15 protein-coding genes are annotated in these 13,281 nt (G+C 73.9%); 6 read left to right on the top strand and 9 right to left on the bottom strand.

What is annotated here, in order from left to right; translation table 11 throughout:
* The coding region (locus B124_RS22465; protein WP_496502056.1) for a hypothetical protein at nt 1–234 on the top strand (234 nt) is incomplete at its 5' end.
* 75 nt (nt 235–309) lie between these two features.
* On the opposite strand, the gene B124_RS22470 is transcribed toward B124_RS22465, so the two are convergent.
* Nucleotides 310–1,293 carry a right-handed parallel beta-helix repeat-containing protein gene (locus B124_RS22470; protein ID WP_496504717.1) on the bottom strand — a complete coding sequence of 328 codons (984 nt, stop codon included), beginning with the start codon at nt 1,291–1,293 and terminating at the stop codon, nt 310–312.
* Between the two features lie 215 nt (nt 1,294–1,508).
* Between B124_RS22470 and B124_RS22475 the strand changes: the two genes are divergently transcribed.
* Nucleotides 1,509–2,546 (top strand): lactonase family protein, encoded by a 1,038-nt coding sequence (locus B124_RS22475; protein WP_496504718.1) that lies wholly within the window; start codon nt 1,509–1,511, stop codon nt 2,544–2,546.
* A 109-nt stretch (nt 2,547–2,655) separates the two neighbouring features.
* Here the strand turns inward: B124_RS22475 and B124_RS22480 are convergent, their stop codons facing one another.
* The 5 genes from B124_RS22480 to B124_RS22500 all read right to left on the bottom strand — a co-directional run bounded on the left by B124_RS22480 (nt 2,656) and on the right by B124_RS22500 (nt 7,351).
* Nucleotides 2,656–3,561 carry a sirohydrochlorin chelatase family protein gene (locus tag B124_RS22480; RefSeq protein WP_496504719.1) on the bottom strand — a complete coding sequence of 302 codons (906 nt, stop codon included), beginning with the start codon at nt 3,559–3,561 and terminating at the stop codon, nt 2,656–2,658.
* A 177-nt stretch (nt 3,562–3,738) separates the two neighbouring features.
* On the bottom strand, nt 3,739–4,737 hold the full coding sequence (locus B124_RS22485) for an N-acetylglucosamine kinase (protein WP_496504720.1): 999 nt from the start codon (nt 4,735–4,737) through the stop codon (nt 3,739–3,741).
* Between the two features lie 5 nt (nt 4,738–4,742).
* A complete protein-coding gene (locus B124_RS22490) occupies nt 4,743–5,429 on the bottom strand; it encodes a uracil-DNA glycosylase (RefSeq protein WP_496504721.1) in 687 nt (228 codons plus the stop codon).
* Nucleotides 5,430–5,523: 94 nt separating this feature from the next.
* Nucleotides 5,524–6,606, bottom strand: a complete 1,083-nt coding sequence (locus tag B124_RS22495) for a WD40/YVTN/BNR-like repeat-containing protein (RefSeq protein WP_496504722.1) — start codon at nt 6,604–6,606, stop codon at nt 5,524–5,526.
* A 97-nt stretch (nt 6,607–6,703) separates the two neighbouring features.
* Nucleotides 6,704–7,351 (bottom strand): DUF305 domain-containing protein, encoded by a 648-nt coding sequence (locus B124_RS22500; RefSeq protein ID WP_496504723.1) that lies wholly within the window; start codon nt 7,349–7,351, stop codon nt 6,704–6,706.
* A gap of 170 nt (nt 7,352–7,521) precedes the next feature.
* Between B124_RS22500 and B124_RS22505 the strand changes: the two genes are divergently transcribed.
* Nucleotides 7,522–9,000 (top strand): LVIVD repeat-containing protein, encoded by a 1,479-nt coding sequence (locus B124_RS22505; RefSeq protein WP_496504724.1) that lies wholly within the window; start codon nt 7,522–7,524, stop codon nt 8,998–9,000.
* Nucleotides 9,001–9,088: 88 nt separating this feature from the next.
* On the opposite strand, the gene B124_RS22510 is transcribed toward B124_RS22505, so the two are convergent.
* Nucleotides 9,089–9,730: a TetR/AcrR family transcriptional regulator gene (locus B124_RS22510; protein WP_496504725.1), complete on the bottom strand. Its 642-nt coding sequence runs from the start codon at nt 9,728–9,730 to the stop codon at nt 9,089–9,091.
* A gap of 287 nt (nt 9,731–10,017) precedes the next feature.
* Here B124_RS22510 and B124_RS22515 point away from each other — a divergent pair, with 287 nt between their 5' ends.
* The 3 genes from B124_RS22515 to B124_RS22525 are packed head-to-tail and all read left to right on the top strand — an operon-like array spanning nt 10,018 to nt 11,832.
* The gene (locus tag B124_RS22515) at nt 10,018–10,506 is read left to right on the top strand and encodes a ribonuclease FAU-1 family protein (RefSeq protein WP_496504726.1); all 489 of its coding nucleotides are present in this window, start codon (nt 10,018–10,020) and stop codon (nt 10,504–10,506) included.
* Between the two features lies 1 nt (nt 10,507).
* Nucleotides 10,508–11,275: a nucleotidyltransferase domain-containing protein gene (locus tag B124_RS22520; protein ID WP_496504727.1), complete on the top strand. Its 768-nt coding sequence runs from the start codon at nt 10,508–10,510 to the stop codon at nt 11,273–11,275.
* A gap of 59 nt (nt 11,276–11,334) precedes the next feature.
* Nucleotides 11,335–11,832, top strand: coding sequence for a hypothetical protein (locus B124_RS22525; protein ID WP_496504728.1), 498 nt, complete (start codon nt 11,335–11,337; stop codon nt 11,830–11,832).
* A gap of 33 nt (nt 11,833–11,865) precedes the next feature.
* On the opposite strand, the gene B124_RS22530 is transcribed toward B124_RS22525, so the two are convergent.
* Complete coding sequence (locus tag B124_RS22530; protein ID WP_496504729.1) at nt 11,866–12,588, bottom strand: HAD family hydrolase; 723 nt, start codon at nt 12,586–12,588, stop codon at nt 11,866–11,868.
* The gene (locus B124_RS22535) at nt 12,585–13,274 is read right to left on the bottom strand and encodes a phosphatase PAP2 family protein (RefSeq protein WP_496504730.1); all 690 of its coding nucleotides are present in this window, start codon (nt 13,272–13,274) and stop codon (nt 12,585–12,587) included. Before B124_RS22535 ends, B124_RS22530 begins: the two co-directional genes overlap by 4 nt.
* Nucleotides 13,275–13,281: the final 7 nt, after the last annotated feature.

Raw genomic sequence — 13,281 nt, forward strand, 5'->3', positions numbered from 1 at the left:
CGCGACGCCGTCTGCGACTTCGCCGCAGACTCCCGCCACGCCAACCCCTGGGCCGCCAGCCTCTACAACCGCGCCCGAACCCGCGGACACGACCACCCACACGCCGTCCGCATCCTCGCCCGCGCCTGGCTGTTCGTGATCTGGCACTGCTGGCAAGACGGCGTCGCCTACGACCCCACCCGGCACAGAGCCCTCCAGACCCTCCTCAACCAAGATCAACCGAACGCGGCTTGACACAGGGCTACTCATGCGGCAAGCATGCCAAGCCGGGGATGCGGCACCCGGCGCGGGTCCGCGGACCGCGGGAGGTCAGCCGGTGACCGGGACTCCGGGGTTGACCAGGCCACGGCCGCCGGTGACGGTGTTGTCGCCGGAGACGGTCACCGGGCAGTCCCGGGCGTCGTAGTCGGTGACGTTGACGGCGTACTGGTCCGGGCCCGTCGCGCCGCTGAGGTCGGACCTGTTGCCGCGGAACGTCGCGCCGCAGCCCCAGCCGTCCTGCACCTCGTGGGTCTGGTAGCCGTCGTTGGTCGTGCCGCGGCCGGTGTTGTCCGCCACGAGCACGTCGTTGCCCTTGATGTCGACCCACGAGTCGTCGTAGTTGGCGCCGGTCAGGCCGCTGCCGTCGAAGGTGTTGCCGATGATCCGGGTGCCGGTGGTGCCTTCCTTGACGTCGATGTTCTCGCCGCCGACGCCGGGGCCGATCGTGTTGCCCTCGATCAGGATGCGGTCGCTGCGGTCGCCGGTACCGCCCGCGCTGCCGACGTAGACGCCCTCGCCCATGCCGCGGCCGTCGTGCCCGGTGTCGTGTATCCGGGAGTCGGTGATCGAGCCGTCGGAGCTGGAGTTGCGGAAGTGCACGGCCTCCATGTCCAGGTCGTGCACGGTGACGGAGGCGATGTCCACGTGGTCGGCGGCGTCCAGCACGATGCCCTTCTGGCCGCCGGTGACCGTGAATCCGGTCAGCTTCCAGTACGAGGCGCCGTCCAGGTGCAGCCCGTAGCCTCCGCCGGCGACCAGCACGGCGTCGGCGGAGCCGGTGAGGGCGGCGGGTGCGGAGCCGCTGCCGGAGGCGGTGATGTCGAAGTTGCCCCGGTACGTCCCGTCGGCAAGGCGGATTGTGTCGCCGGGGCCGGCGGCGGCGAGCGCCGCCTCTAACTCGTCGGCGGTGGCCATGTCGATCACCTCGGCGGCGTCCGCGGGCCGGGCGGCGGCCGTCGTCTGGATGCCGCCCAGGAGGGCGGCGGCGGACAACAGGGTGCCCGCGATACGGGTGAGGTGCGCTCCGTGCATGCTCTTCTCTCCTCGCGTCCGGCGGTCTCACGGTGCGCGGCCCCTGCGCGTACAGCATTGTCCTGCACCCGTGCCGCACGCGGTACGGGGCCGTCACGCCGCCGCCGTGCGGGGCGCTGCGCGTGGCGGCGGCGTACGGAGTCGGCCGGACGGGCGGGAGATCGTCCGGTAGGGTCGCCCGAATCGGCTCCGGACCTGCTGGAAGGGGAAAGCACATGGGTGAATCGGTTCTTCGGGCTTGTGTCGGCTCGTTCTCCAGCCGCGGCGGTGCCGGGATCACCGTCGCCGACGTCGACCCGGACTCGGGCGCCCTCACCCCGCGGCACTCGGCCGACGCCGTCACGGACCCGTCGTTCCTCGCCGTCGCCGACGGCGGCCTGCTCTACGCCGTGAGCCAGACCGAGGGCGGCAGCGTCGCCGCGTACCGGCTCACCGCCGACAAGCCCGAGCCCGTCGGCGACCCCGTGCCCGTCAGCGGCGACCACCCCACCCACCTCGCGCTCACCGGCGGTCACGTCGTCACCGCCAACTACGGCTCCGGCAGCTTCAGCACCGTCCCCGTCACCTCCGGCGGCGCACTCGCAGGACCCGCCGCACTGCTGCAGCACGAGGGCGGCGGTCCGGTCACCGACCGCCAGGAGGGCCCGCACGCCCACCAGGTGGTCCCCGACCCCAGCGGGCGCTGGGTGCTCGGCGTCGACCTCGGCACCGACTCCGTGCTCGTCTGCGTACTCGACGCCGACCGCGGCTCCCTCCGCCTCAACCACGAGGTTCCGCTGCGCCCCGGCACCGGGCCGCGCCACCTGGCCTTCCACCCCGACGGTCACCGCGTCTACGTCGCCTGCGAGTTGGAGCCCGTCGTGACCGTCTGCTCCTGGGACGCCGCCACCGGCACCCTCGAACCGCTCGCCGAGGCCCCGATGCTGACCGCCGAGCCGGACGCCACCCCGTACGCCTCCGGCATCGTCGTCTCGCCGGACGGCCGCTTCTGCTGGACCGCCGTCCGCGGCCCGGACGTCATCGCCACCCTCGCGCTCGACGAGGAGGGCGGCGTCCGCGCACCCGTCTCCGACGTGCCCTGCGGCGGCGTCTGGCCGCGGGACCTCGCGATCGACCCGCAGGGCCGCCACCTCTACGCGGCCAACGAACACTCCGGCGACGTCACCTGGTTCGACATCGACGCGGAGACCGGCACCCCGATCCCCGCCGGCTCGGCCGCCGTGCCGGCGGCCTCGTGCGTCGTGTTCGCCTGAGCCCGGCCCGCCCGGCACCCCGGGCCGGTGACGCGGTGGAGCTGCCGGTGAGTGCCGGCGGCTCCCTCTCAGTCGTGTACGGGGCCCGCGCCCCGCCCGTACGTCTGCGTCAGCGCGCCGGCGACCCGGCGGGCTGCGGCGCGATGCCCAGCGTCATCGTGTACTGCGTCAGCGCCAGTTGCCCCACCGACGGGTACGGCCCCAGCGGCTCCGCCGCCTCGCACGCCGCCTCCCGCGCCGCGGTGGCCAGCATCTCCGCCGGCAGCTCCGGGCCCAGCGCGTACGGCGCGAGCGCGAGCCGCGCGGAACCCGCACTGCGCAGCGACTCCGCGACCTCGGCCACCGCGCCCGCCCGGTCCAGCGGCGCCGCCATCACCGGCACCGCCAGCCGCGCCGAGAGCAGCATGCCCGTCACACCCGCCGCCTGCACGGCCTCCTCGCCGCCCACGGCGCCGAGGACGATGCCGTCCGCCGCCGTCGCGACGGTGAACAGCCGCGCCCGGTCCGCGCGGGCGAGGCCCGCTTCCGAAAGCCGCACGTGCAGCGCCTCGGCGAGCAGCGGATGCGGCCCCAGGACGTCGGTGAGCCCGACCGCCGTCCCGCTCGTCGCTATCGCCTCGCGCAGCCGGTCCAGCACCACCGGGTCCGGGCCCGCCAGCAGCGGCACCACGACGGCCACCGGCACGTCCTCCGCCACCTCCAGCGTCCCGGCCTCGGCGAGCGCGGCGCGCTGCGCCGCGGCCTGCGCGAGGACCGCGGTCAGCGGCGGGAACTCCTCGCTGTCGCCCTCGACATAGGCAACCCGGCCGTCGAGCCCCGGAAGGTCGGAGCGGGCGATGCTGAGCACCTCCTCGGCCATGCTGCGGATGGCCGCGGAAGGCTCCCCGGGCACGGCCAGAACCAGCGCCGGCGCGCCCTCGGGCGCGCTCGGCCGCTCCGGCTTGCGATGCCGCCCCGGCTGACGGCGGGGCATACGTACGGGCAGACCGGCTGCGTGTCCATCGGCAGAGCTCATGGCGCCGCATGCTAACGCGTCACCGCGGTCCGCCACATGCCCGGGGTCGCCATTGGTCTCCGGGCGTAACCACCGGAGCACACCGGCGGACAGGCGGTGACGGACCTCGTACGGACCGTCTCCGCGCCGCCACGCATGGTCGCCGGGGCGGGCCGGCCGCCGGCCGGACAACCCGGCCTACCAGACGTCGAGCATGCCCCGTTCCACGGGCAGGGCCAGCTCCCCGGCCGCCAGCGCGGCGGCGATCCGCAGCGCCCCCGACAGCGGCGTACCCGTCGCGGTCGACACCCGGGCGCGTGGAAGCCGTACCGCCAGCTCCGCGCGCACCGGCGCGAGCAGGGGCTCGCCGATGCCGAAGAGCCCGCCCGTGAGGGCGACCGTGCTGCCGGGGTCCGCGGGGCAGACCGCGACGGCCGCGGCGGCGATGTGCTCGCCCGCCTCGGCGAGGATCCCCGCCGCGACCGGGTCGTGCGGTGCGCAGCGGGCGACTTCGGGGGCGAACGCCGCGAGCACCGCCGGGCGGTCCGGCCGCGGGTACAGCAGGCCGGGCATCTGAGTGCCGGTCCCGAACACCGCCTCCATCCGGGCCAGCAGCGCCGCGGAGCCCCCGCGGCGGCCGTCGAACGCCCGCATCGCCGCCTCCAGCCCCGCCCGCCCGATCCACGCGCCGCCCCCGCAGTCGCCGAGCAGGTGCCCCCAGCCGTCGGCCCGCCGCCACCCCGCCGCGTCGAGCCCGGTGCCGACCGCGATCATGCCGGTGCCGGCGGCGACGACGGCGCCGGGGTGCTGCCCGACGGCGCCCGCGTACGCCGTGACCCCGTCGGCGGCGAGCGCCAGGTGCCGTACGCCCAGGGCGTCTCTGAGGGCGTGCGGCAGCCGGGCGCGCAGATCGTCGCCGAGGCTGGCCATGCCGGCGGCGCCGACGCACACGGCGGCGAACGACTCGGCGCCGCGGTCGTGAAGGAGCCGGTGCGCGGCGGGCAGCACCTTGCCGAGGAGGTCGTCGGCGTCGAGCCCGTTGTCGCCCGTGGCGACGGGCCCGGCGGTCTCGGTCCCGGCGGCGGCGGTGCTCTCCGCCGGGCCGCCGCCGTCCGCGGTCAGGGCGGCAGCGGCGATGCGCAGCCCCGAGCCGCCGGAGTCGATGCCGAGCACCCATCGGGCCGTGTCGCTGGTCATGGCGGCTATCCGTTCGTGGGCAGCGTCCAGTCCACCGGCTCGGCACCCTGCTGCTGCAGCAGCTCGTTGGCCCGGCTGAAGGGGCGGGAGCCGAAGAAGCCGCGGTCGGCAGACATGGGGGAGGGGTGGGCGGACTCGATGGCGGGGTAGTCGCTGAGCATGGGGCGCAGGTTGCGCGCGTCGCGGCCCCACAGGATCGCCACCAGCGGCCGGCCGCGGGCGGCGAGCGCCCGGATGGCCTGCTCGGTGACCTGTTCCCAGCCCTTGCCGCGGTGTGCGGCGGGGCGCCTCGGCGCGGTGGTGAGCGCCCTGTTGAGCAGCAGCACGCCCTGCTTGGTCCAGGGGGTGAGGTCGCCGTTGGCGGGGCGGGGGTGGCCGAGGTCGTTGTGCAGCTCGCGGAAGATGTTCTCCAGGCTGCCGGGCAGCGGGCGCACGTCGGGGGCGACGGAGAAGCTGAGGCCCACGGCATGGCCCGGCGTGGGGTACGGGTCCTGGCCGACGACGAGGACGCGCACCTCGTCGAACGGCTGCTGGAAGGCGCGGAGCACGTTCGGCCCGGCAGGCAGATAGGTGCGCCCCGCCGCGATCTCCGCGCGCAGGAAGTCGCCCATGGCGGCGATCTGTTGGGCGACCGGTTCCAGGGCCTTGGCCCAGCCGGCTTCGACGATGTCGGGGAGAGGACGTCCAGCCATGGCCGGTCACTCTACTGGCTCCGCGACCCCCCTCCCGCCACACCTCGGCCGCCCGCGGCCCGGACGCCCGCCGGGCCCCGGGGCGTGCGCCCCCTCAGACCGCCGCCGCCCGTACGCACAGCACGTCCGGCAGGTGCGAGGCGAGCTGCGTCCAGCTCTCCCCCTCGTCGGCGCTGGCGTAGACCTCCCCGTTGCGGTTGCCGAAGTACACCCCCGCCGGGTCGGCGTCATCGGTGCAGAGCGCGTCCCTCAGCACCGTGCCGTAGTGGTCCTCCTCCGGCAGCCCCGCCGACAGCGGCTCCCAGCTCGCCCCCGCGTCCTGCGTGCGGTAGACCCGGCAGCGGTTCTCCGCGGGCACCCGGTCGTCGTCGGCGGTGACGGGGAAGACGTAGGCGGTGTCGCCGCGGGAGGGGTGCGCGGCGACGGCGAAGCCGAAGTCCGAGGGCAGCCCGGCGCCGATGCCGGTCCAGGTGGCCCCGGCGTCGTCGCTGCGGTAGACGCCCCAGTGGTTCTGCAGGTAGAGCCGGTCCCGGTCGACCGCGTCCCGGGCGACCTTGTGCACGCACTGGCCGAACTCCGGGTACCTGTCCGGCTGGAAGACCACCTGCACCCCGGAGTTCGACGGGGCCCAGCTCGCCCCGCCGTCCCCGGTGCGGTACACCCCGCCGGCGGAGACGGCGACCGTCACGGACCCGGCGTCCCGCGGGTCCGTGACCACCGTGTGCACCGCGAGCCCGCCGCCGCCCGGCTCCCACTTCTCCCGCGTCGGGTGGTCCCACAGCGACCGCATCAGCTCGAACGTCTCGCCGCCGTCCGCGGACCGGAACAGGCCGCCGGGCTCCGTGCCCGCGTACACCACACCGGGGGCCTCGGCCCCGGCGGGCTGCAACTGCCAGATCCGCTCCAGCGACGTGCCGGTGTCCTTCGGGTACGTCACCGGCTGCTGCCGGGGCTCCGTCCACGTGGCGCCGAGGTCGTCGGAGTGGAAGACCGACGGGCCCCAGTGCGCGCTGTCGCCCCCGGCGAGCACCCGGGGCGCCGCCCCGCGCGTGTCTATGCCCACCGAGTAGACCGCCTGGGCCCTGAAGTGCGGCCCCTGCAGCTCCCACGCACCGCCCCGGCGCCGTCCCAGGAACAGTCCCTTGCGCGTTCCGACCGCCAGCACCACGTCCTGCATCGAGAACCACCTCCGTGTGACATCGTCGTCGAGTACGGGCCAGTGTGCACCCGGCCACTGACACCGCCCACGGGACGCACAGCGCCGCAGGCCGGGGCTAGGCCAGCTTCTCCATCCGCCCGATCTCGCTCAACTGCTGCGCGATCACGCCGGTCGCCAACTGCTCGACGTACTCGTTGTTGCCGTTGCCGAGCACCTCTTCGGCCATCGTCACCGCGCCCTCGTGGTGGGCGGTCATCAGCTTCAGGAACAGCGCGTCGAACTCCTCGCCGCGCGCCGCCCGCAGCCGGCTGAGATCCGCCTCGCTCGCCATCCCGGGCATCGCTTCGTGGCCGCCCTTGTGGCCGCCCGCATGGCCGCCGCCGTCGCCCGGGTTCTCCTCCAGCCACGCCTCCATCACCGCGATCTCCGGCTGCTGCCCGGCCGCGATCCGCCGGGCGATCCCGCGTACGTCCTCGGAACCCGCGCGCTTCTCGGCGAGGCCGGTCATCACGATCGCCTGCCCGTGGTGTTCGATCATGTCGCGCATGTACGCAGTGTCGGCCGCGTTGGGCCCGTCCTCACCCCGCGCCTCGCCGACCTCGTCGGCGGGGATCGTGGCGGCCTGTTCGCCCGGCTTCCGGGGGGCGATGACGGATGCCTCGCCGCCCCCCGGGTCATCGGAGGAGTCGCTTCCGGTGCAGCCCGCGAGGAGCAGCGCGACCGTGAGCGGGACAAGGGAGGCGAGTGCCCGGCGGTGCCGCAAAGTGACCTCCGTACAGGTCGTTCCGACGAGTGCCGGATGCGTCCCGGCAGGGCCTGCCAGGACGTCTCCAGAACCTGTCATTTGTGTTTCCCGTCTTTTGTTCTGTACATGCTTGGCGAGATACTGACGTGATTTCAACTGCCGAGGCCCCACCACTGGGAGGGAATCACGTGACGTCGTTGCACAGATCACGCACGCGGCGCAGAGGCCTGGCCGCGACCGCGGCCCTGATCGGGCTCGTGGGTTCGCTGCTGACCGCCGGTTCTGCCGCGGCCGTCCCGGACCCGGGCGACGGGCCGCAGGTCCCCGGGAAGGTGAGCAGCAGTGAGCGGTCCCAGGCCCAGGCCGCCATCGAGCGCGGTGACGTGCCGGGCGTGGACGAGATAGACAAGAGCGACAACATCGAGCATGTCGCCCACCTGGACAAGCGCGCCCTGCAGGGCACCAACTCCGACATCGCCTTCCAGGGCCGCTACGCCTTCGCGGGCAACTACGACGGCTTCGTCATCTACGACATAGCCGACCCCGAGAGCCCGGAGATCGTCAGCGAGGTGCTCTGCCCCGGCTCGCAGAACGACGTGTCGGTCTCCGGCGACCTGCTGTTCCTGTCCACGGACTCGTCGCGCAGCGACGACTCCTGTGAGAGCACCACCCAGCCCGCCACGGAGAAGGACTCCTGGGAGGGCATGAAGGTCTTCGACATCAGCGACAAGCGCAACCCCGAGTACGTCGCCGCGGTGGAGACCGCGTGCGGCTCGCACACCCACACGCTGGTGCCCGAGCGCAGGAACGTCTACATCTACGTCTCTTCGTACTCGCCCAGCGACACCTTCCCCGACTGCCAGCCGCCGCACGACGGCATCTCGATCGTCAAGGTGCCGCGGTCCGCGCCGGAGCGCTCGGAGGTCATCGACTTCCCCGTGCTGTTCCCCGACGGCGGCAACCCGGGGAGCACGGGCAAGTCGGCCACGACCGGCTGCCACGACATCACCGCCTACCCCAAGCTGCGCCTCGCGGCCGGCGCCTGCATGGGCGACGGCATCCTGATGGACATCTCCGACCCGGCGCAGCCGGAAGTCATCGACCAGGTGCGTGACTCCGAGAACTTCGCCTTCTGGCACTCGGCGACGTTCAGCCAGGACGGCGAGAAGGTCGTCTTCACCGACGAACTCGGCGGCGGCGGCGCCGCGACCTGCAACGAGGAGATCGGCCCGAAGCAGGGCGCCAACGGGATCTACGACCTCAAGCGGCGCGGCAACCACTTCGAGCTGGTCTTCCGCAGCTACTACAAGATCCCGCGGCACCAGGCGGACACCGAGAACTGCGTCGCGCACAACGGCTCGCTGGTCCCCGTGGCCGGCGGTCGCGACATCATGGTGCAGGCCTGGTACCAGGGCGGCGTCTCCGTCTGGGAGTTCACCGACTCCCGCAAGCCGAAGGAGATCGCCTACTTCGAGCGCGGCCCGCTCTCGGACAGCGAACTCGTCACCGGCGGTGCCTGGTCCGCGTACTACTACAACGGCTACGTCTACTCCAACGACATCGCCAAGGGCCTCGACGTCCTGAAGATCAACGACCGGCGCACCGACAGCGCGAACGGAGTGCGGCTGCCCGAGCTGAACACGCAGACGCAGCCGGACTACCGCTGATCCGCTGATCCGCACGCACCGCTGACCGGCACCCGGCCGGTCCGCGTACCGTCCGGTCCGGACACCCGGCGGCAGCCGCGTCCCGCGGCTACCGCTGGTGTGCGGCCTTGACCGGTGTCCCGTCGGAGGGCAGCACGCCCTCCGGCGGGACACCGAGGTGCCAGTCGAGCCCGTAGCGCCGGAACAGCTCGCCGCGCAGCCGGTCGAGCGGCATCGGCACCCCGGGCAGCAGCAGCGCGAAGACCGCGCCCATGAGCTGTGCGCGCAGCATCGGGTACTCGGTGTCCGGGTCGGGCGAGCCCCAGCTCGCGACGGTGTCGCGCAGCAGGACCGCGAGCCGCTGCTGCTCCGCGCACTGGATGAAGCCGTCGGCCTGGAGGATGCCGGCCATGTGGTGCCGCATGAGCACCGGGTGGTCCTGCGACAGGCCCAGAATCGCGTCGATGGCGCGGGCCAGCAGCTCCTGTCCGTCGTCCGTGTGCGGCCGGCGCTCCAGGGCGGCGGCGAGCGTAAGATGCATCAGCCTGTGCACGGCCGACTGCACCAACTGGCGTTTGCCGGGAAAGTAGTACGAGATGAGGCCGCGGGCGGAACCTGCGCGCTGCGCGATGTCTCCCAGGGTCGTGCCCTCGAAGCCCCGTTCGTCGACCAGCTCCACCGTGGCTTGCAGCAGACGCTCCCGGGAACGGCGTCGGAGTTCTTCATTGACTGCGGGCCTGCGGGGGGACATCCTGAAACTCCTGCCTTCACTGGCTGAGAGCCAGTATACTCAGTGAAGCTTCCGGCACCGAGGCGAGCACGTCCAGTGCCGGGAGGCGGGCTCGGGCGATGCGGGGGATCGCCTGAGCCCGCCATGCCTCGGAGCAGAGATTTCTGATCCCGCCGGGAACCCGGAGCGCACATCGGCCGTTTGACGATGTGAGGCCCCGCGCTCCCCCGTCGCGGGGCCTCACCAATTGCCGTGCCGGATCCTCTCCGGCGCCGTGCCCCGGGGGGGACGCGTACGGAGGGAAGCGCATGCTGACACCGGGCCGCGAGGTCGAGGTCACGCTGGTCAAGCAGCTCCGGCCGGGTCTGAGCTACCCGGCCGTCGTCGTCCGCGACGACGGTGACCACGCGGTCGTGCGCGCTCCGTGGGCGGGCCCGGAGGAGCGTGACGCCGGGTACGTGCGGTTCGAGCGGGGCGACGTGTGGACCGAGCACTTCTGGCGCGACCGCTGGTATTCGGTCAAGGAGATCCACGCAGCCGACGGCCGTATCAAGGGCTGGTACTGCGACGTGGCCCGGCCCGCCCGCATCGAGGACGACCGGGTCACCGTGCACGACCTGGAGCTCGACCTCTGGCTCTCCGGCGACCGGCAGACCCTTCTCCGGCTCGACGAGGACGAGTTCACCGCCAGCGGTCTGCCCGAGCGGGACCCCGGGACCGCCGCCCGCGCCCGCGCCGCGCTCGACGAGCTGGAGGAGCTGGCCCGCGCCGGCTTCGACGAGCTGCTGGCCGGCTGACGTGACCGCACGCGACGCCGCCCGGCCGCTCCTCGACCGCTTCCTTGCCGGCCTGCGCACCGCCGTGCCGCTTGAGGCGCTGTGGGCCCACGGCTCGCTCGCCCTCGGCGACTACCGCCCGTACCGCAGCGACCTCGACCTCATCGCCGTCGTCCGCGAGGACCCCGGCCCCGCCGCCCGCCGGCGGCTGGAGGAGCTTCACCAGAGCCTCCACCGCGAGGTGCCGCTCGCCGCGAAGCTGCACTGCTCGTACATGGCCGCGGACCGGCTCGCCGACGCCGGCCTCGACCACGTCACCTGGGCCCACGCCGAGCTGTACAGCCGCACCGTCTCCCCGGTCACCCGCCGCGAGCTGCACACCGGTGCGCTGGTGCTGCACGGCCCCGGGCCCGGCGGACTGCTGCCGCCGCTGTCGGACGGCGAGCTCGCCGCGTACATCCGCAAGGACCTCGGGGAGTACTGGCTGCCGGTGACGGCCAAGCGGCGGCTGTGGCTGCGCGACGTGTGGGTCGACCTCGGAATGATCACCGTCGCCCGCGCGGGCGTCACCCTGCGCGAGGGCCGCCTGATCACCAAGGGCGAGGCTCTCGACGTGCTCGCCGCGGCGGGCGCCCCCGCCCGCCTCGTCGCCGACATCCGCGACCGCCGCTACGCCGAACACCCGGCCCGTACCGCCCCGCACTGGCGGCTGCGCCGCGCCATGATGGCACGCCGTTACGTCCGCTCCCGCATCCCGGCCGTCCTCGCGGAGTCCGGCGCCACTCCTTGACAGGTGCGCTTCACGGAGTCCACTGTTCCGTGCACTTCCCCACCCCGGACGGGAGTCGCATGGCTGTCTACATCTGCTCGCTCATCGTCAACGATCCCCAGGTCATACCCGGTGACGGCGAGTACCACATCGTCCGCTTCCCCTACGGAAGCCACGAGTCCTTCGACGCCCACGGCATGCACCAGGCGGCCCAGCCCGACGGCGAGCGCTCCTCCTATCCCGACCGCCGCTCCGGCCTGATCTGGCCGAGCCGGGAGGGCTGGGGGTCGCTGACGGCGATGGTGTACTGGGAGAACGGCGCATTCACCGAGGTCCGCGACCGGTTCGTCCGCGACCCCCTCGGCCTTGCCGGCGGCTACGACGCCACCGCGACCGAGGACCACGCCGGCACTCCCGGCGGCGAGTACCGCCACAAGCACCACGAGATCTTCGTCCGGCCGCGCACCCCGCTGGGGTTCCTCGTCCGCCACAACGGCGCCGGCAGCGCGCGCATCACCCACGCCCAGTTCAAGCTGGCCATCCACCCGGCCGCCGAGATGCCGGCCGCCGGAAGCTGAAGTCCCGTGCGGGCGGCGGCCGTACGCCCCGGCTCAGCCGACGAGCCCCAGCACCGGCCGCAGCCCGTCCGGGCGGTCGGCGGCCGGCAGGTGGTCCACCGGGTAGTAGCCGCAGCCCACCGCCGTGGCGCCGCCGTCGGCGCGGCGGTCGTCGCCGACCATCAGTACGTCCCGCGGGGCCCGCCCCAGCGCCTCGCACGCCGTCGAGAAGAGCCGTGCGTCCGGCTTCTGCACCCCGTGCTCGTACGACAGCGTGTACGCGTCCACGTACGCGTCGAGACCGTGCGCGCGGAACACCGGCCGCAGGTCCCAGCCGATGTTGCTGACCACCCCCACCGGCACGCCGCGCTCCCGCAACTCCCGCAGCACGTCCCGCGCGTCGGGGTACGGGTCCCACGCCGCCGGCGTCATGTGCCGCTCGTACAGCGCGTCGTACAGCCTGTCGGGCAGCCCGCCGGACAGCCCGTCAGACCAGGGCAGCGGCACCAGCCGGGCCAGGCCCGTGTACGCGGCCCGGTGCTGCTCCATACTCCGGTCCCGGGTCCGCCACACCGCCTCCAGCGCTTCCGGTACGCGCGCAGGGGGCCTGCCGCCCGGCAGCGCTCCGGCGTGCTCCAGCGCGGCGGCGTGGCGCGCGCACTCGGCGTCGCCGGCGGCGATCCCCGCGGCGTCGAGCACGCCGCGCAGCCAGCGCACCGCGGGCTCGACGCGGAACAGCGTCCCGGAGAAGTCGAAGAGCACGGCCCCGGGGCTCAACCGCGGACCTCCGCCCGCTCGTCGCGCGCGGCCGGTGCCACCGCGTCGTACCCCGCCGCCGCGATCGCCGCCACCGCGGCCCCCATCAGGGTGCCGCCCACCACATCGCTCAGCCAGTGCACCCCGAGCCAGACCCGGGTGAAGCACACGCCCGCCACCGACACGGCCGCGGCCGTCCACGCGGCGTACCTCAGGCCCGCGGGCACGCGGCCGGCGCGGCTGAGCAGCCACAGCAGCAGCCCGCAGACCAGCGCGACGGTCATGGCGTGCCCGGAGGGGAACGCGGCGTGGGACGCGGAGTCCACCGGGTCGCGCCACTGCGGCCGGTCGCGGCCGACCGCCGCCTTCAGGCCGTACTGCAGCACCCAGCCGACCGCGGCGGCCCCGGCCAGCCACAGCGGCAGCAGCCGCGCGCCGCGCCACAGCAGCCAGAGGATCACGGCCAGGATCAGCAGGCGCATCGTCGCGGGGTCCCAGACCCAGTCGGTCAGCACCCGGTTCGCCTCCGTCAGGCCGGGTTCGGCGACGGCGGCGGAGTGCAGCTCCCGGGCGACGCTCCGGTCGGCGTCCGTCAACGGCTCCCAGGAGACGGCCACCAGCACCGTGAGCAGGACGCTCAGCAGCGTGAGAACGGCGGCGGTGGTGCGCGGGACGGGGGAGGGGCGGCGCGGCGCGGCGGCTGTCACGCGGCCG

It is taken from the genome of Streptomyces sp. CNP082, from assembly GCF_059570535.1.